This is a genomic window from Sphingomonas hominis, assembly GCF_013328205.1.
GTDB lineage: Bacteria > Pseudomonadota > Alphaproteobacteria > Sphingomonadales > Sphingomonadaceae > Sphingomonas > Sphingomonas hominis.
In genome coordinates, this window is sequence record NZ_JABULH010000002.1 from 570,529 (window position 1) to 587,084 (window position 16,556).

Genomic DNA, 16,556 nt, shown 5'->3' on the forward strand with positions numbered 1-16,556 from the left:
CCTGGCATGGCGTACCTCTACGGCTCGGCCGAGGCGGATGCGCTCAGCGAGCAGGCGTATAACGGTATGCTCGGCTACGTCCGCGCGCTGCTCGACCGCGCGCGCGATGAACGCGGGCGGCTTCCGCATCAGCGCGCCGGCGGTACGCTGCCGCGCTGGCCGGCGACCGCGTCGGCGGTGCTGGCGGCAGGGTCGACCGCCGCGGTGCCGCAGCCGGTGTCGTGCGGTGCGCTGCCGCCCGCGGTGGTGCTCGATATGGACGAGACGACCGTCTTGAACCTCGGTTACGAGTATAACGACGCGAAGACCGGGCAGGGGTACGATGCGAAGCGCTGGGACGCGTGGGAGCGTGGCGGCGCGGACAAGGTCGTCGCGGTGCCCGGCGCGGTGGCCGCGTTCCGGCAGCTGCGTGCGATGGGCGTCGCGGTCGTTATCAACACCAATCGTAGCGCGGCCAATACCGCCGACACCGCACGCGCGCTCGCGAACGCCGGCCTGGGCACGTTCGAGCACGGCACGACCCTGTGGCTGAAGGGCGACGTCGACGGCAAGTCGGGCAAGGACGGCCGGCGACAGGCGATCGCCGCGCGTTTTTGTGTGCTGGCACAAATGGGCGACCAGCTCGGCGATTTCGCCGATTTCTTCAACCCGCCCGGACCCGCGCCCGCCTCGGGCCGCCGCCTGCTACCGAGCACCAGTCGCTTGGTCGCGCGCTGGGGCGCGGGGTGGTTCATCCTGCCCAATCCCGTTTACGGCACCGGGCTCGGCTCGGGCTGGGATGACACCTTTCCCGCGGCGCGCCGCTGGAGCCAGATGCCCGAAGGAGTGAAGTGATGGCTGACCTGAAGAGGGTTGATGTGGCGGGCTGGGACCGCAACGGCATGGCCGCGCGCGCGGCGAAGGAGCTGCAGGACGGCTTCTACGTCAACCTGGGCATCGGCATTCCGACTTTGGTCGCGAACAACATTCCCGACGGCATGACCGTGACGCTCCAGTCGGAGAACGGGATGCTCGGCATCGGACCTTTCCCGTACGAGGGGGAAGAGGACGCCGACCTGATCAACGCAGGGAAACAGACGATCAGCGAGCTGCCGCAATCGGCCTATTTCGGCTCGGAGCAGAGCTTCGCGATGATCCGCGGTGGGCACATCGACCTGACCGTGCTGGGTGCGATGGAGGTGGCGGAGAACGGCGACATCGCCAACTGGATGATCCCGGGCAAGATGATCAAGGGCATGGGCGGCGCGATGGATCTTGTCGCTGGTGTCAGGAAGATCATCGTTGTGATGGAGCACACCTCCAAGGACGGCAGCCCGAAGTTCATTCCGGCGTGTTCGCTGCCGCTGACGGGCCGGAACGTGGTCGACATGATCGTGACTGACTTGGCGGTGTTCCAGCGCCCCGATCACCAGTCGCCGTTCCGGCTGATCGAGTTGGCGCCCGGCGTCACCGCGGAGGAGGTCGCGGCGAAGACGACGGCCCATTACATTTCCTGATCCGAGACGCGCGGCGGTGATCTGGCGCTGGCTGGTCGGGGGCGTTGCCGCGCTGACCCTGGCGGCGGCAGCGATCTACCTGTTCGTGCCTGCGCCGCGCGTGCTGAGCTGGCTCGACGCCGCGGTGGGCGGCGGGCGCGGGGTCGAGCTGGTCGGCGACGCGGTGCGGTTCGGGCGTGACAGGCAGACGCTCGACGTCTGGCGCCCGGCTGCGACTGCGATGGGCAAGCGGCCGGTGATCGTGTTCATCTACGGCGGCGGGTGGGCAAACGGGGATCGACGCAGCTACGCCTTTGCCGCCCGCGCGTTCGCGCGCGCCGGGTTCGTCGTCGTCGTGCCCGATTACCGCAAGGTGCCCACGGTGCGTTTCCCCGCCTTTGTTCAGGACGGCGCGGCGGCGGTGCGGTGGGTACGCGACCACGTTGCCGATTATGGCGGCGATCCGGAACGCGTCGCGCTCGCAGGGCATTCGGCGGGCGCGTACAATGCGGTGATGCTGGCGCTCGATCGTCGCTGGTTGCGCGCGGAGGGGGTCGACCCGGCGATCGTCAAGGCAGCGGTGGGGCTGAGCGGACCGTACGATTTCTACCCTTTCGACAAGCCGCGTTCGCGCGCGGCGATGCTGGGGGTCACTGACCCGATGGCGACGCAGCCGATCAGCTTCGCGCGCGCCGCCGCGCCGCCGCTGTTGCTCGTCACCAGCAGCCGCGACACGCAGGTGCGGCCGTATAACGCTTATCACCTGTTCGAGCGCGTGAAGGCGGCGGGCGGGCGTGCCAAGCTGGTCGAGCACGACGGGCTCAGCCATGAGAATGTCGTCATGGCGCTATCGGTGCCGTTCCGACGACTCGCGCCGGTGCTGGAGGAGAGCGTCTCCTTTATCGATGCGGCGATGGGGCGGGGTGAGCCTATAGTGAAATAAAGAAACGAATACTGCTGCTTCGGCATTCTTTCCTTTCACCTGCCGGCGATCACGGTTAAGGCGCGCGCGATGTCACACCAACCGCGCACCTTGTACGAGAAGGTTTGGGACGCCCATGTCGTGGAGCGTCGCGACGACGGCTCCTGCCTGATCTACATCGACCGTCACCTCGTCCACGAAGTCACCAGCCCGCAGGCGTTCGAGGGGCTGCGCAGCGCAGGGCGCCGCGTGCGCCGGCCCGACCTGACGCTGGCAGTGCCCGACCACAATCTGCCGACCACTGCGCGCGTCGATGCCAAGGGGCGCGAGCTGCCGATCGCGGACGCCGAGAGCGCGGAGCAGCTCGGCGCACTGCGCACCAACGTCGCCGAGTTCGGCGTGCCGTATATCGACGCGCTCGCCGCCGAGCAGGGGATCGTCCACGTCGTGGGGCCGGAACAGGGCTTCACGCTGCCCGGCACCACTGTCGTGTGCGGCGACAGTCATACTTCCGCCCACGGTGCGCTCGGCGCGCTCGCGTTCGGGATCGGGACGAGCGAGGTCGAGCATGTGCTGGCCACGCAGACGCTGATCCTGTCGCCGTCGAAGACGATGGAGGTGCGCGTCGACGGCACACTCGGCTTCGGCGTGTCGGCGAAGGACGTCGTGCTCGCGATCATCAGGCGGATCGGCGCGGCGGGTGGCACCGGCTACGTGATCGAATTCACCGGCGAGGTGATCCGCAATCTGTCGGCGGAGGGGCGGCTGACGATCGCTAACATGAGCATCGAGGGTGGCGCGCGCGCCGGCATGATCGCGCCCGACGAGACGACCTTCGCCTACCTGAAGGGTCGCGCGATGGCGCCGAAAGGGGCCGACTGGGACCGCGCGGTCGAGTGGTGGCGCACGCTGCCGAGCGACGCGGGCGCGCGCTACGATCGGGTCGTCACGCTGTCGGCGAGCGATATCGCGCCCGCGCTCACCTGGGGCACCAGCCCGGAGGATGTGGTGCCGATCACCGGCGTCGTGCCCGCGCCCGAAAGCTTCGCCGATCCGTCGAAGCAGGCCGCGGCGCGCAAGTCGCTCGATTATATGGGTCTCGTGCCGGGCACGCGGATGCAGGACGTGGCCGTCCAGCACGTCTTTATCGGCAGTTGCACCAACAGCCGAATCGAGGATCTGCGTGCCGCGGCGCATGTCGCCACCGGCCGCCGCGTGGCGGACGGCGTACGCGCGATGGTCGTGCCCGGATCGGGGCTGGTCAAGCGACAGGCCGAGGCCGAGGGGCTCGACCGGGTCTTCACCGAGGCCGGGTTCGAATGGCGCGAGCCGGGATGTTCGATGTGCCTGGCGATGAACCCCGACAAGGTGCCGCCGGGCGAGCGCTGCGCGTCGACGTCGAATCGAAATTTCGTCGGGCGGCAGGGTCCCGGCGCGCGCACGCATCTGCTATCGCCGGCGATGGCGGCGGCGGCGGCGGTCAGCGGTCGGTTGACCGACGTGCGCGAGCTGATCTGAGAGAACACAAACGGGGTCTTTCCATGAAGATGGTTCTGGCATTCCTCGTCGCGGGTGCGGCGGTGAGCGGCGTTGCGGCCTATGCGGCGGTGGCGAAGACGTACGCGGGGCCCGCGCCTGCACGACCCGCCAAGCCGTCGCGCTGACACGATGGAGCCGGTGACGCACGTTTCGGGGAGCGCCTATCCCTGGGGGCAGAAGAACGTCGACACCGACGTGATCATTCCCGCGCACTGGCTCAAGACGATCAAGCGGTCGGGGCTGGGGCGCGGCGCGTTCGAGACCGTACGCGCGCAAGCGGGCAACATCTTCGACGATCCCCGTTATGCCGGTAGCCCGATCCTGATCGCGGGCGATAATTTCGGCTGCGGCTCCAGTCGCGAGCATGCCGCGTGGGCGCTCGCCGACATGGGCGTGCGCGCGGTGATCGCGCCGAGCTTTTCCGACATTTTCTCGGGCAACGCATTCAAGAACGGGATCGTCGCGGTCGTGCTGCCGCAGGAGGCGATCGATCGGCTGCTCGCGGTGGCGCAGGATCAACCGGTCACGGTCGATCTGGAGACGATGACGGTCACGACGCCGTTCCAAGATCGCTTCACCTTCGCGCTCGACCCCTTTCGGCGGCGCTGCCTGATGGAAGGGCTGGACGAGGTCGGGCTGACGCTGGCAAAGGATACCGCGATTTCGAAATTCGAGGAGGCGATGCACCAGCAGCGCCCCTGGATCGAGCAAAGGAGCGGAAATGCGGGCATTGCTGTCGAAGGCGCCGGGCGGACCTGAAACTCTGGAGGTCGGCGAGCTGCCCGATCCGACACCGGGCACGGGCGAAGTCGTGATCGCGGTCAAGGCGTGCGCGATCAACTATCCCGACGTGCTGGTGATCGAGGACAAATACCAGTTCAAGCCGCCGCGCCCGTTTGCGCCGGGCGGCGAGGTGTCGGGCGTGGTCGAGCAGGTCGGCGAGGGCGTGATGCGGCTGAAGGTCGGCGATCGCGTCATGGGCAATACCGGCATGGGTGGGCTGTCTGAGCGGTTGTTGTTCAAGGAAGCAGCGCTCTACCCGATCCCCGAAGAGCGCAGTTTCGAGGAAGCCGCCGCGCTGCTGCTAACCTACGGCACGACGATCCACGCGTTGGTCGATCGCGGGCACATCAAGGAAGGCGATAACCTTCTGGTGCTGGGCGCCGCCGGCGGGGTCGGGCTCGCCGCGGTCGAGCTCGGCAAGGCGTTCGGCGCACGCGTGGTCGGAGCAGTGTCGAGCCAGGAGAAGGCGCAGGCGGTACGCGACGCGGGCGCGGACGAGGTCATCATCTACGGTCGCGGGCCGTTCGGGAAGGACGAGTCGAAGGCGCTCGCCGAGCAGTTCAAGGAGAAGGGCGGCAAGGCCGGATACCAGTTGATCTACGACGCGGTGGGCGGCGACTATGCCGAGCCGGCGCTGCGCTCGATCGGCTGGGAAGGGCGCTACCTCGTGATCGGTTTTCCCGCGGGGATCCCGAAGCTGCCGCTCAACCTGACGCTGCTCAAGAGCTGCGACGTGTGCGGCGTGTTCTGGGGTGCGTTCGCGGCGCGAGATCCCGAGGCCAACCGCGCCAATATCCAGCGCTTGTTCGACCTGTGGAAGGACGGGCGGATCGCACCGCGCGTAACCGAGGTCTTCCCGTTCGAGCGCGGCGGGGAGGCGATCGCGAAGATGGCGGCGCGCGCCGCCATCGGCAAACTGGTCGTGCGCGTCGCCGACTGAGCGATCGGCCAGGCGGGGTAGCCCCGTTGCTTGTGCGGGCGGCGCGTTCTATTTCCGCGAACACGAGCAACGGGAGCTGCCATGACCACCTTCGACGACCGCGAGCGCGGGTTCGAGAACCAGTTTTCGCGCGACGAGGAAATGGCCTTTCGCGTCACCGCGCGGCGCAACCGCCTGGTCGGGCAATGGGCCGCGGCGCTGATGAAGCTGACGCCCGAGGAGACCGACGCGTACGCCAAGTCGGTCGTCCAGGCCGATTTCGAGGAAGCGGGCGATGAGGACGTGGTGCGCAAGCTGCTGGGCGATCTGACCGCGGCGGGGGTCGAGATCGACGAGGCGGCGGTGCGCCAGGCACTGACGCAGGAAACGATCGAGGCGCGTCGTCAGCTCCTCAAGGCGGAGTAGGCGCGATGCCGATGGAAGGTGAGGAAATTGCCGCGCTGATCCGCGCCGGCATCCCCGATGCAGAGGTCGAGATGACCGATCTGGCGGGCGACAAGGATCACTGGTCGGCGCGCGTGACCAGCGCGTCCTTCGCCGGCATGCCGCGCGTGCGCCAGCATCAGGCGGTCTATGCCGCGCTCGGCGGGCGGATGGGCGGGGTGCTGCACGCCTTGCAGCTCACCACTGCCGTACCGAAGTAAAAGGCGCATCAGGCAGATAGCCTTCGATAGGAACGAGCAGACCATGACCGACGACACCAACGCCCGCATCGACGCCGTTGTGAAGAACAACCCAGTGGTGTTGTTCATGAAGGGTACGCCGCTGTTCCCGCAGTGCGGCTTCTCCAGCCGCGCGATCGCGATCCTGGAGCGGCTGGGCGTCGAGTTCGAGAGCGTCGATGTGCTGCAGGATCAGGGTATCCGGCAGGGCATCAAGGCCTATTCGGAGTGGCCCACGATCCCGCAGCTGTATGTCAACGGCGAGTTCGTCGGCGGCTCGGACATCATGATGGAGATGTACGAGAGCGGCGAGCTGGCCGAGCTGTTCGCCGGCAAGGCTGCTGCGCAATAAGACGATTGAACGGCGGGCGCTGCTGCGGCGGCGCCCGTTCACCGACGCTCAGGTGCGCGCGTGCGACTCGGGGGCAAATCGCGGGGAAGACCGGGTTGGACGGGCGCCGCGAGATCGAGAAAGCGGCGGCCCGTCCAGCTGAAGCGTCGATGCGCTCGGTAGCGCGACATACCTAGCACCAAGCGTGCCAAACCGCCCAAGCCGCGGTTTTCCTGACCCAAAATGGTTAAGCCACGTGCGCCTGAGCAGTTAGGTGTAACGCCGTTCGACACTTCCTGCGCTCCGTTGACAACAATTGTAGTCGGTGCAACAAGACTACATCTGTAAGCGGAACAAGGATGGCGCCGATGGCCGAGCGGATCAGTGATGCCGAACACGCGGTGATGGAGGTGCTGTGGGACGAGAGCCCGCTCACCGCTCAGGACGTGACCGAGCGCGTCGATCCCAACCGCGCGTGGAGCGCCGCCACCGTCAAGACATTGCTCGGGCGTTTGCTCGGCAAGGGCGCAGTGCAGCACGAGGTTGACGGCCGCCGCTACCTCTACTCGCCCGCGGTTGCGCGCGAGGATTATGTTGCGGGGGAATCGCGGAAGCTGATCGACCGGCTGTTCGGCGGCAAGCTGACCCCGCTCGTCGCGCATCTGGCCGAGCGTGACGAACTGTCGCGACAGGACATCGCCGAGATCGAGGCGTTGCTCAAGGCGTTGAAACAATGATCGCGCTGGCCGTGGAGGCGCTGGTCGCCTCGACTGCGCTGATGCTGCTGGTCCTCGCACTGCGTGGACCGGTGCGACGCGCCTTTGGTGCCGAGATGGCGTATCTGCTGTGGCTGCTGCCGGTGCTGCGGCTGCTGCTGCCGCCGCTGCCGAGCGGGTGGAGTCCGCTGAGTGCCGCGCCGATCAGCGACGTGAGCGGGCGCGCCGCCGTGCTGATGAGCCCGGTCGTGCCGGCAGATGTTGCCGCGCTCGTGACGCCCGATGCGCCGACGAGCGGCGCGATGCCGTGGATAGCGCTTCTATGGCTAGCGGGTGCGGTCGCGATCTTGGGTTTCCAGCTGGTCCGATACCTGCGTTTTCGCGCACGCGTGCTGCGCAGCGCCCAGGCGGTAACGCGCATCGGCTCGGTTGAGGTGGTGGAAAGCGCAGGCGCGAGCGGGCCGCTCGCCTTCGGGCTCATCCGCCGCGTCGTCGCGTTTCCGCGCGACTTCGCCGAGCGGTACGACGCGCAGGAACGCGAACTCGCGCTGGCGCACGAGATCGGGCATCACCGCCGCGGTGACCTGTGGGCGAACTGGGTCGCGCTCGCGCTGCTTGCGCTGCACTGGTTCAATCCGATCGCCTGGATCGCGTTCCGCGCCTTTCGCGCCGATCAGGAAATGGCGAACGACGCCGGCGTGCTCGCCCGCGCGGGTGCCGCGCAGCGCCATGCCTACGGCTGTGCGATCGTGAAGGCGGCGCATGGTCGCGCGCTGACCCCGGCGTGTCACCTGAACACGATCAACGACCTGAAAGGGCGGCTGCGGATGCTGGCGCGCCAGCGTGTATCGGGTCGGCGGGTGGCGGCGGGCGGCGCGGCGATCACCGCACTCGCGGGCGCAGGGCTGGTGCTGACCGCGTCGGGGATGCCGGCGGCCGCGCGCGTGCGCGCCGGGGTCGAGCAGGTGACGGGCGTGCCGCTCGGCTCGTTCGATCGCACCTTTGCCGAGGTGATGGCGCCGATCACGCGCGTCCGCACGACGCACCGGGTGACGATCATCGAGAATGGTCGCGCAAGCGTGCTGAGCGGCGACGAGGCCGCCGCTTATGTCGCGGCGCATCCGGTGCATGTTACGCCGGTACCGCCGGCCCCTCCCATGCCGCCGGTGCCGAGCGACGGCCACGTGTCGCCCGCAACACCCGCGCCGCCGGCGGTCCCGGCGGCGGTGAGCGTCAGCCGCGGCGGCTGCGATGATGACGCGGCGATCGTCACTCGTGCGGGCAACGGCCGCGTGGTGGTGGTCTGCAACACCGGGAGCGAGGGCGATGCGTCGAACATCCGCCGCGAAGCGATGAGCGAAGCGCACGAGGCGCGGCAAGCCGCGATGGAGGCACGCCGCGAAGGGCTGCGCGCCAGCATGGAGGCGCAGCGGGAGGCAATGGAGGTGCAGAAGGAGGCACAGCGCGAGGCCACGCGCGCGAGAAGCGAGGCTCAGCGTGAGGCGATAGATGCGCAGCAGGAAGCGCTACGCGAGCAGAAGGTGGCGTTGCGCGAGAGCCAATCCGCTTTGCGCTCTACGATGGCGGACCTCGCAAGGACGCGAGTCAGCTTGGTAGAGGACCGCGACCTAAGCGGTGAGATCCGTGCCAAGGCGCTGCGTAAGGTCGACAAGGCACTCGCCAACGTGCGCGCGCAGATGGCGGCGATCGACTAAGGACGGGTCGGGCGCGGCGCTTGCGTCGCTGCGCCCGACCCGCCATCTCGTTGTGCAATGAACGACGCGCCACCGCCGCCGACCGGGCTCGCGATCGAGCTCGAGCCGCTCGTCACCCGTGTGCTGGCGCCCAATGCCTCGCCCTACACGTTCACGGGGACGCAGACGCATCTGGTCGGGACGACCGACCTTGCCATCATCGATCCCGGGCCCGCGGACGAGGCGCATCACGCCGCGCTGCTGCGGACAATCGCGGGACGCCCGGTGCGCGCGATCGTCATCACGCATCACCACCGCGATCACAGCCCTGGTGCGCGGCGGCTGGCGCACGAGACGGGCGCACCGATCATGGGCGCGGCTCCCTTCGCGCTAAGCGACGATGGTCCGCGCGCCGATGCGGCGTTCGATGCCGATTACGCACCCGATCGCGTGCTGGCCGAGGGTGAGCGGGTGAGCGGGGAGGGGTGGGCGCTGGAGGCGATCGCGACGCCCGGCCACACCAGCAACCATCTCGCCTTCGCGCTTTCCGAGACGGGCGCGCTGTTCTCGGGCGATCACGTGATGGGCTGGGCGACCAGCGTCGTCTCGCCGCCCGACGGCGATATGGGCGACTATATGGCGAGCCTGGAGAAGCTGCTCGGACGCGGTGACCGCGTTTATTATCCCGGCCACGGGCTCGAGATCGAGCGACCGCAGCGGCTGGTGCGCGGGTTGCTCGGGCATCGCAAGCAGCGCGAGGGGCAGATCCTGCGGCTCTTGGGCGAGGGGGTCGGCACCGTGCCGCGCATGGTGGAGCGGATGTACGTCGGGCTCGACCGGCGCCTGCTGCCCGCGGCCGAGCGGTCGGTGCTGGCGCATCTGATCGACCTCGATTGCCGCGCGCTGGTGCGGGCCGATGGTGAGGCGTGGAGCATCGTGTCGTCGTGAACAATCTGGTGAAGACCGCGCTGGGGCTCGCGCTGGCCGTGGTGATCGTCGTGGTCTCGGTCGCGGGTTATCGGCGTTATACCGACAGCTACACCGTCGCGACCGACGAGAACGGCTTGGCGGTCGCGCGCGTCGTGACGGGCAAGCTGTACGGCAGCAGCGACCTGCGCGTCAGCCGTCTGTCAGGCATCGTGCAGGCGACCGCGGCGACCAGCCGTTTGTGGGGATGGCTGAAGTCGACCCGCGTGGTGAAGGCGCCGTACGAGGTCGATTATTACGTCGCGCTGCAATCGCTGTCGCCGCGCGACTTCCGCTACGACGAGGCCAATCGCCGCCTGCTGGTCGAGGTGCCCGACGTGGTGGTCGGGCGTCCCAACGTTGACGAAGCAAACGTGACGATCGACCAGACCAGCGGCGCATTCGTCTCGCGCGATGCGATGACCGAATTGCAGCGCCGCGTTTCGGGCACGGCGACGCATGTGGTCGCCGCCAAGGCGCGCGAGCCGCAGAACATCGTGAAAGCGCGCGAGAACGGACGTGCCGCGCTCGAACGATTGTTCGGGGGAACGCTGGCGGCGGCGGGGCTGCCGGTCAGCGTGCAGGTGCGCTTTCAAGGAGAGCCGCGCAGTAGTGATGCGACGCAATGGGACCTGACCCGCAGTTTGGAAGAAGTGCTCGGCAACGGCCGCTGACTTGATCGGGCGCGTGCGCTGGGCCACATCGGCGCGCATGGAACAGCCCACCAACCTCTCCGGCCTCGACCTGCGCGCCGAGATCGACCGCCTCCGCCGTGAGCGCAACGCGGTGATCCTCGCGCATTACTACCAGAAGCCCGAGATTCAGGATCTGGCCGATTTCGTCGGCGACAGCCTCGACCTCAGCCGCAAGGCGGCGGACACCGACGCCGACGTGATCGCGTTCTGCGGCGTGCGCTTCATGGCGGAGACGGCGAAGATCCTGAGCCCGCAGAAGACGGTGGTGCTACCCGACATGGACGCAGGGTGCAGCCTGGAGGACTCTTGCCCACCCGAGCAGTTCGCGGCCTTCCGCGCGCAGCACCCGGACGCGATCGCGCTGACCTACATCAATTGCTCGGCCGAGGTGAAAGGCCTGTCTGACGTCATCGTGACGAGCAGCTCGGCCGAGAAGATCCTGAGCCAGATCCCGGCGTCGCAGCCGATCATCTTCGGCCCCGATCGCAACCTGGGCGGGTATCTCGCGCGGAAGACCGGGCGCGACCTGATCCTGTGGCCCGGCGTGTGCATCGTGCACGAGGCGTTCAGCGAGACCGAGCTGCTGAAGCTCAAGGCGCAGCACCCCGGCGCGCCGGTCGCGGCGCATCCCGAATGCCCGGCGGTGATCCTCGACCACGCCGATTACGTCGGCTCGACGCGCGGCATCCTGGATTACGCAATGGCGATGCCTGGCGACACGCTGATCGTCGCGACCGAGCCGCATATTATCCACCAGATGGAGAAGGCGCTACCGAACAAGACCTTCATCGGTGCGCCGGGGGCGGACGGGAACTGCAACTGCAACATCTGCCCGTACATGGCGCTCAACACGATGGAGAAGCTCTACGTCGCGTTGCGTGACCTGACGCCCAGGATCGAAATCGAGGAAGGGCTGCGGCTGCGCGCCAAGAAGAGCCTGGACGCGATGCTGGCGATGGCGAGCGGGTCGGTGGGGCTTGGTGATTTGGGACCGGTTCGCGTCACCGGCGACTGAGGCGTTTGCGCCGAAAGGTCACGCGAAGGTCACACCAAGACGGCCGGTGGCAGGCGGTCAAGGATAGGTCGTCGGGCGTCTCGATGCGGAAGGTCACACGAGGGCACGCCTACGCACGTTGCGGTAGCTGTGCCGTTCAGACTGGTTTGTTAGCTATCAAGTCGCTGTCATCCCGGCCTTGAGCCGGGATCCCGCTGCCTTCTTCTGCCTCTGCGGAGAAGCGGGACGCCGGATCAGGTCCGGAGTGACGAAAGAAGGTGCGTCGAGCTGGCCGGAGAACGCTGCAACCCAGTAGGCAAGAGCTGAGGGGTGGCATAAGCGCGCACTTGTTGGAAGCTTAGCTTACCTCACGGCGCGCAACAGGATGTCAGCTGTGTTGGTGAGCGGGTGCGCCAGCTTCGCCAAGCATGAGATTGCCGGTCGATCTGCCGGACGGCGTCTTGGTTTGCGGCGATGAGAAAGAGTGTGAGCAGCGTGGTACGAGCGGTCTGGGACCGATGTTATGCACCGTCAGCCCGGACTTTATATCCGGGAGCCCGCTTCTTCACCGCACCTCAAGTGAAGCGGGACCCCGGATCAGGTCCGGGGTGACGGGAGGATGCCGTAGCGCCACTGACAGGTTGTAGGACAGCCCGGCAGGTGCGCTATTTTGCCAGCCGCCCGTCCTTCAGCGCGTCGAGCTCGAACGGGAACAGCACGTCGGGGTCGGGTTGCTTGATGTCGTGCGCGATCTCGTCGTCAGCGATCTCGTGGAGCAGGTGGCGGATCACCGCCTTGTGCGCCTTGGGCTTGTCATTGGCGCGTACGCAGGTCCACGGCGCCCACACGCTGTGCGTGCGTTCGAGCATGGTGTCGCGCGCGACGGAATAGTCGCTCCATTTGTCCTGCGCGACGGCGTCGAGCGCGGACACTTTCAAGGCCTTCAGCGGATTGGTGCGGCGCTTCTCGAGCCGGCGCGCCTGCTCGTCCTTGTCGATGTCGAGCCACACCTTGACGAGCTTGATCCCGTTCTCGACCAGCATGCGCTCGAAATCTGGCACATCGCGCAGGAACTGCGTTTGTTCGGCGTGGGTGGAAAAGCCGTTAACCACCTCGACGCCCGCGCGATTGTACCAGCTGCGGTTGAAGATCACGAGTTCGCCCGCGGCCGGCAAATGCGCGACGTACCGCTGCAAATACCATTGCGACTGCTCGCGATTGTTCGGTTTCGGCAGTGCGACGACGCGGGTGTTGCGGACCGACAGATGCTGGGTGATCGCCTTGATCGTGCCGTCCTTGCCGGCGGTGTCGCGCCCTTCGAGCACGACCACCGCGCGCTCCCCGGTGTCCGCCATCGCGGCCTGCATGTGGACGAGGCCGAGTTGCAGTTCGTGATCGTGCTTTGACTTGCCCACGTCGCCTCCTTGTTAACGCCGCGACGCGCCCGGTTGAGCGGATGCGACGGGGAGGCTACGCATCGGCGATGAAATCGCTCCTTCCGCTCGTCTCGCTCCTCACTGTCGCCGCTGCGCCGATCGCGCCCGATCCGTACGCCTGGTTGGAGGATATCGAGGGCAGGCGCGCGCTGGATCAGGTCAAGGCGTGGAACGCGGAGACCGAGCAGTCACTCACGCGCGACCCGCGCTACGAACAGGACCGCGCGCGTGCCAAGGCGATCCTCGATGACCAGGCGCAGATCGCCGAGCCCGAGAGCATCCTGGGCGACCGCGTCACCAATTTGTGGCGCGATGCGGCGCACCCGCGCGGGCTATGGCGGGTGGCGAGCCTTGCCAGCTACACGGCGGGGAAGCCCGAGTGGCGCACGCTGATCGACGTCGATGCGCTGGGCAAGGCGGAGGGCAAGAGCTGGGTCTGGCACGGCGCGCAGTGCCTGGAGCCCGATTATACGCGCTGCATGGTGGCGCTGAGCCCCGGGGGTACCGACGCGCAGGTGGTGCGTGAGTTCGACCTGACGACGGGCGCGTTCGTGCCCGGCGGCTTCGTGCTGCCCGAGGCGAAGAGCCGTTATACCTGGGTCGACCGCGACCACCTGCTGGTGGCGAGCGACTGGGGCGCGGGATCGCTGACCGTGTCGGGCTATCCGCGGATCGCCAAGGTTTGGACGCGCGGCACGCCGATCACTGCGGCGAAGGTGGTGCACGAGGCGCCCAGGTCGATCGTCGGGCTGGAAGTGCGCGGGCCGGTCGACGCCAGGCAGCGCTGGCCGATCGTCGCGGTCAACACGACATTTTTCCAGAGCGATTACATCGTGCGGATGCCCGATGGCCGGTTCGTGCCGATGCCATTGCCGCAGGGGGCGGATGTGCGCGACGTGATCGATGGGCGCGCGATCGTGTCGTACAGCAAACCCGCGAACGGGTTCGAGGCGGGGGTGCTGGTCGCCTACTCGCTCGCCGACGTGGCGGCGGGGCGGCGCGCCGCGCCCGAGCTGGTGATGGCGCCGAGCGCGAGCCAGGCGGTTGAGGAGGTGAGCGCCACCGACCACGTGCTGTGGGTCAAGGTGCTGGACGACGTGTCGGGCAAGTTGCTGGCGCTGCGCCGCGGTTCGGATGGGCGCTGGGGGCAGCGCGCGATGCCGCTGACCGCCAACAGCACGGTGCATATCGTCGGCAGCTCGGGCGGGCGCGACCTGGCGTTCGCGACTGTCGAGGGGATGCTGACCCCACCGACGCTCTACGCGGTCGGCGCCGACGCGAAGGTGACGGCAGTGCAGTCGCTGCCGGCCAAGTTCGACGCGCGGCAATATGCGGTGGCGCAGCATTTCGCGACGTCGAAGGACGGCACGCGGGTGCCGTATTTCCTCGTCACCAAGAAGGGCTCGACCAGCCCTGCGCCCGCGCTGATCCACGCTTACGGCGGTTTCCGCAACGCGCAGACTCCGACCTATTTGACCGATCAGCCGTATCGCGCCGGGCCGCTGGGGCTGTTCTGGGTCGAGCAGGGCAATGCCTTCGTGCTCGCCAATTTGCGCGGCGGCGGCGAATATGGTCCGCGCTGGCATCAGGCGGGGTTGCGCGAGAAGCGGCAGAACGTGTTCGACGACCTGCACGCGGTCGCGGAGGATCTGGTCAAGACAGGGGTGAGTGCGCCCAAGAAAATCGCGATCTCCGGGCGGTCGAACGGCGGCTTGCTGGTCGGCGTGGCGATGCAGCAGCGGCCCGATCTGTACGGTGCGGTGATCGCGGGGTCGCCGCTGGAGGACATGCAGCGCTACTCGCATCTGTCCGCGGGTGCCTCGTGGATCGACGAGTACGGCGATCCTGACAAGCCGGCTGATTGGGCGTTCATCAGCCGCTACTCGCCGTATCAGAATGTGCGCAGCGGCGTGCGCTATCCGCCGGTGCTGTTCTACGGGTCGACCAAGGACGACCGGGTGCATCCGGGGCATGCGAGGAAGCTGGCGGCATTGCTGAAGGCGAACGGCAACACCGTCTATTTTCATGAATATCTCGAAGGCGGGCACGCGGTCGGGGCCGACCATGCCGAGGACGCGCGGCGCGCGGCACTGCTCGACGCGTTCCTGCGGCGCGAACTGATGGGGAAATAGGCACCCGCATGGCCGTTCGCGCGTTGTGAGCGGCCAAGGGAGGCCAAGATGACCAAGCTGTTCCACGTCAGCGACGTGCATTTCGGGGCCGAGGACCCGGCGGCGATCGCCTGGTTCGGTGAGCGTGTGGCGGCGGAGAAGCCCGACGCGGTCATCATGACCGGCGACCTGACGATGCGCGCCAAGCCGGACGAGTTCCAGGCTGGCGGCGACTGGCTGCGTTCGCTCGGCGTGCCGGTGACGCTGGAGGTCGGCAACCACGACATCCCTTATTATTGGGACCCGCTGCGGCGGCTGTTCTCGCCTTACTCGCGATATGCCGCGGTGGAGAAGATGATCGAGCGCCCGCTCGACATTCAGGGGATCGCGGTGATCCCGCTCAAGACCACCGCGCGCGCGCAGTGGCGCTGGAACTGGTCAAAGGGACGGGTGAGCTCTGGATCGCTCAAGCGCTCATTGTCGCTGATCGCGGACGTGCCGAAGGATCATCTGATCATCGTGGCGGGGCACCATCCGTTGATCGAGGGGCCGACCAAGGGAACCGCCAAGACGAAGTACGGCGATCAGGCGCTGGTCGCGCTGGCGGAGGCGGGGGCAGATGCGGTATTGTCCGGCCACGTCCACGATCCGTTCGACGTACCGTTCGCGCATAACGGCCGCACGGTTCGGCTAATCGGGGCGGGGACGCTGTCGAAACGCGTGCGCCAGTCGCCGCCGGCGTTCAACGAATTGCGCGTCGAGGGTGGCGTGATCAGCACGATCGTGCGGACAATGGACGGCGACCGCGCGATGCCGGTCGGCGAGCGGGTGCACGAGCCGGCGTGATGCGCTGGATCTACGCGCTGCCGCTGCTGCTGATCGCGGCGGCGCCGGTGGACCGTGCAGGACCGTCGCGCGCCGACAAGCGGCTCAAGGCCGATGTGCTGCGCGGCATGCAGCGATACGTGACGGCCGCATACCGTTGTTCGCGGTTGAGCGACGTGCAGGCGGCGGCGCTGCCGGCGAGCTTCCGGCGCGGCTCGGTGGTGTATCGGCGCAAGGGGCATTGGGAGGGTTGGTCGGCGCGCGCGTGCGGGCAGCGCCGCAGCTTCGCGGTCGCGATGTGGCCGAGCCGGCGTGGTGGCGTGGACTTCACGATCGAGCCGCAACGCGGGCCGGGCAAGCGTCGCTGACGTTCGCTGGGGGTGCGCGTGTGCAAGCAGCCGCGACCTGCTTGGCAGCACTGAGGTGGTTCGCCGCACATCCGCTGCAAACGAAGTGGCGCTAGCGTC

At 67.8% G+C, this 16,556-nt stretch carries 19 protein-coding genes; 18 read left to right on the forward strand and 1 reads right to left on the reverse strand.

The annotated features are described in order from the left end of the window. Positions 1-6: 6 nt before the first annotated feature. The 15 genes from HRV97_RS07830 to nadA all read left to right on the forward strand — a co-directional run bounded on the left by HRV97_RS07830 (position 7) and on the right by nadA (position 11,738). Positions 7-834 carry an HAD family acid phosphatase gene (locus HRV97_RS07830; RefSeq protein ID WP_174193813.1) on the forward strand — a complete coding sequence of 276 codons (828 nt, stop codon included), beginning with the start codon at positions 7-9 and terminating at the stop codon, positions 832-834. Next, positions 834-1,496, forward strand: a complete 663-nt coding sequence (locus tag HRV97_RS07835; RefSeq protein WP_174193602.1) for a CoA transferase subunit B — start codon at positions 834-836, stop codon at positions 1,494-1,496. The genes HRV97_RS07830 and HRV97_RS07835 overlap by 1 nt, the downstream gene beginning before the upstream one ends. A 16-nt stretch (positions 1,497-1,512) precedes the next feature. Next, complete coding sequence (locus HRV97_RS07840) at positions 1,513-2,418, forward strand: alpha/beta hydrolase fold domain-containing protein (protein WP_174193605.1); 906 nt, start codon at positions 1,513-1,515, stop codon at positions 2,416-2,418. Positions 2,419-2,487: 69 nt separating this feature from the next. Continuing rightward, positions 2,488-3,915, forward strand: coding sequence for a 3-isopropylmalate dehydratase large subunit (gene leuC / locus HRV97_RS07845; RefSeq protein ID WP_174193607.1), 1,428 nt, complete (start codon positions 2,488-2,490; stop codon positions 3,913-3,915). A gap of 23 nt (positions 3,916-3,938) precedes the next feature. Further along, positions 3,939-4,061 (forward strand): hypothetical protein, encoded by a 123-nt coding sequence (locus tag HRV97_RS17640; protein ID WP_281356788.1) that lies wholly within the window; start codon positions 3,939-3,941, stop codon positions 4,059-4,061. Positions 4,062-4,065: 4 nt separating this feature from the next. Beyond that, positions 4,066-4,695 carry a 3-isopropylmalate dehydratase small subunit gene (leuD, locus tag HRV97_RS07850; protein WP_174193609.1) on the forward strand — a complete coding sequence of 210 codons (630 nt, stop codon included), beginning with the start codon at positions 4,066-4,068 and terminating at the stop codon, positions 4,693-4,695. Then, complete coding sequence (locus tag HRV97_RS07855) at positions 4,658-5,659, forward strand: NADPH:quinone oxidoreductase family protein (RefSeq protein WP_174193611.1); 1,002 nt, start codon at positions 4,658-4,660, stop codon at positions 5,657-5,659. The genes leuD and HRV97_RS07855 overlap by 38 nt, the downstream gene beginning before the upstream one ends. 81 nt (positions 5,660-5,740) lie before the next feature. Beyond that, positions 5,741-6,064 carry a DUF1476 domain-containing protein gene (locus tag HRV97_RS07860; protein ID WP_174193613.1) on the forward strand — a complete coding sequence of 108 codons (324 nt, stop codon included), beginning with the start codon at positions 5,741-5,743 and terminating at the stop codon, positions 6,062-6,064. Between the two features lie 5 nt (positions 6,065-6,069). Then, complete coding sequence (locus tag HRV97_RS07865; protein ID WP_174193615.1) at positions 6,070-6,303, forward strand: BolA/IbaG family iron-sulfur metabolism protein; 234 nt, start codon at positions 6,070-6,072, stop codon at positions 6,301-6,303. A 43-nt stretch (positions 6,304-6,346) separates the two neighbouring features. Then, positions 6,347-6,673, forward strand: a complete 327-nt coding sequence (gene grxD / locus HRV97_RS07870) for a Grx4 family monothiol glutaredoxin (RefSeq protein ID WP_174193617.1) — start codon at positions 6,347-6,349, stop codon at positions 6,671-6,673. 347 nt (positions 6,674-7,020) lie between these two features. Beyond that, positions 7,021-7,389 carry a BlaI/MecI/CopY family transcriptional regulator gene (locus tag HRV97_RS07875; RefSeq protein WP_093006035.1) on the forward strand — a complete coding sequence of 123 codons (369 nt, stop codon included), beginning with the start codon at positions 7,021-7,023 and terminating at the stop codon, positions 7,387-7,389. Further along, on the forward strand, positions 7,386-9,083 hold the full coding sequence (locus HRV97_RS07880) for a M56 family metallopeptidase (RefSeq protein ID WP_174193620.1): 1,698 nt from the start codon (positions 7,386-7,388) through the stop codon (positions 9,081-9,083). Before HRV97_RS07875 ends, HRV97_RS07880 begins: the two co-directional genes overlap by 4 nt. A gap of 57 nt (positions 9,084-9,140) precedes the next feature. Next, complete coding sequence (locus HRV97_RS07885; protein WP_174193622.1) at positions 9,141-10,010, forward strand: MBL fold metallo-hydrolase; 870 nt, start codon at positions 9,141-9,143, stop codon at positions 10,008-10,010. Continuing rightward, positions 10,007-10,702 (forward strand): DUF4230 domain-containing protein, encoded by a 696-nt coding sequence (locus tag HRV97_RS07890; protein WP_174193624.1) that lies wholly within the window; start codon positions 10,007-10,009, stop codon positions 10,700-10,702. Before HRV97_RS07885 ends, HRV97_RS07890 begins: the two co-directional genes overlap by 4 nt. Positions 10,703-10,739: 37 nt before the next feature. Further along, the gene (gene nadA / locus HRV97_RS07895; protein ID WP_174193626.1) at positions 10,740-11,738 is read left to right on the forward strand and encodes a quinolinate synthase NadA; all 999 of its coding nucleotides are present in this window, start codon (positions 10,740-10,742) and stop codon (positions 11,736-11,738) included. A gap of 644 nt (positions 11,739-12,382) precedes the next feature. On the opposite strand, the gene ppk2 is transcribed toward nadA, so the two are convergent. Beyond that, on the reverse strand, positions 12,383-13,132 hold the full coding sequence (ppk2, locus tag HRV97_RS07900; protein WP_174193628.1) for a polyphosphate kinase 2: 750 nt from the start codon (positions 13,130-13,132) through the stop codon (positions 12,383-12,385). A gap of 68 nt (positions 13,133-13,200) precedes the next feature. Between ppk2 and HRV97_RS07905 the strand changes: the two genes are divergently transcribed. The 3 genes from HRV97_RS07905 to HRV97_RS07915 are packed head-to-tail and all read left to right on the forward strand — an operon-like array spanning position 13,201 to position 16,457. Beyond that, positions 13,201-15,285 carry a prolyl oligopeptidase family serine peptidase gene (locus tag HRV97_RS07905; protein WP_174193630.1) on the forward strand — a complete coding sequence of 695 codons (2,085 nt, stop codon included), beginning with the start codon at positions 13,201-13,203 and terminating at the stop codon, positions 15,283-15,285. Positions 15,286-15,333: 48 nt separating this feature from the next. Then, positions 15,334-16,110, forward strand: coding sequence for a metallophosphoesterase family protein (locus HRV97_RS07910; RefSeq protein WP_174193632.1), 777 nt, complete (start codon positions 15,334-15,336; stop codon positions 16,108-16,110). Beyond that, entirely contained in the window at positions 16,110-16,457 is a 348-nt protein-coding gene (locus tag HRV97_RS07915; protein ID WP_174193634.1) for a hypothetical protein, read from the forward strand. The genes HRV97_RS07910 and HRV97_RS07915 overlap by 1 nt, the downstream gene beginning before the upstream one ends. The last annotated feature ends 99 nt before the right edge of the window (positions 16,458-16,556 follow it).

Excerpts from the sequence above, each read along its gene's own strand:
- HRV97_RS07830 (WP_174193813.1), top strand. The coding sequence starts at position 7 with ATGGCGTACCTCTACGGCTCGGCCGAGGCGGATGCGCTCAGCGAGCAG.
- HRV97_RS07835 (WP_174193602.1), top strand. The coding sequence starts at position 834 with ATGGCTGACCTGAAGAGGGTTGATGTGGCGGGCTGGGACCGCAACGGC.
- leuC (WP_174193607.1), top strand. The coding sequence starts at position 2,488 with ATGTCACACCAACCGCGCACCTTGTACGAGAAGGTTTGGGACGCCCAT.
- HRV97_RS17640 (WP_281356788.1), top strand. The coding sequence starts at position 3,939 with ATGAAGATGGTTCTGGCATTCCTCGTCGCGGGTGCGGCGGTGAGCGGC.
- leuD (WP_174193609.1), top strand. The coding sequence starts at position 4,066 with ATGGAGCCGGTGACGCACGTTTCGGGGAGCGCCTATCCCTGGGGGCAG.
- HRV97_RS07855 (WP_174193611.1), top strand. The coding sequence starts at position 4,658 with ATGCGGGCATTGCTGTCGAAGGCGCCGGGCGGACCTGAAACTCTGGAG.
- HRV97_RS07860 (WP_174193613.1), top strand. The coding sequence starts at position 5,741 with ATGACCACCTTCGACGACCGCGAGCGCGGGTTCGAGAACCAGTTTTCG.
- HRV97_RS07865 (WP_174193615.1), top strand. The coding sequence starts at position 6,070 with ATGCCGATGGAAGGTGAGGAAATTGCCGCGCTGATCCGCGCCGGCATC.
- grxD (WP_174193617.1), top strand. The coding sequence starts at position 6,347 with ATGACCGACGACACCAACGCCCGCATCGACGCCGTTGTGAAGAACAAC.
- HRV97_RS07875 (WP_093006035.1), top strand. The coding sequence starts at position 7,021 with ATGGCCGAGCGGATCAGTGATGCCGAACACGCGGTGATGGAGGTGCTG.
- HRV97_RS07880 (WP_174193620.1), top strand. The coding sequence starts at position 7,386 with ATGATCGCGCTGGCCGTGGAGGCGCTGGTCGCCTCGACTGCGCTGATG.
- HRV97_RS07885 (WP_174193622.1), top strand. The coding sequence starts at position 9,141 with ATGAACGACGCGCCACCGCCGCCGACCGGGCTCGCGATCGAGCTCGAG.
- nadA (WP_174193626.1), top strand. The coding sequence starts at position 10,740 with ATGGAACAGCCCACCAACCTCTCCGGCCTCGACCTGCGCGCCGAGATC.
- HRV97_RS07905 (WP_174193630.1), top strand. The coding sequence starts at position 13,201 with ATGAAATCGCTCCTTCCGCTCGTCTCGCTCCTCACTGTCGCCGCTGCG.
- HRV97_RS07910 (WP_174193632.1), top strand. The coding sequence starts at position 15,334 with ATGACCAAGCTGTTCCACGTCAGCGACGTGCATTTCGGGGCCGAGGAC.
- HRV97_RS07915 (WP_174193634.1), top strand. The coding sequence starts at position 16,110 with ATGCGCTGGATCTACGCGCTGCCGCTGCTGCTGATCGCGGCGGCGCCG.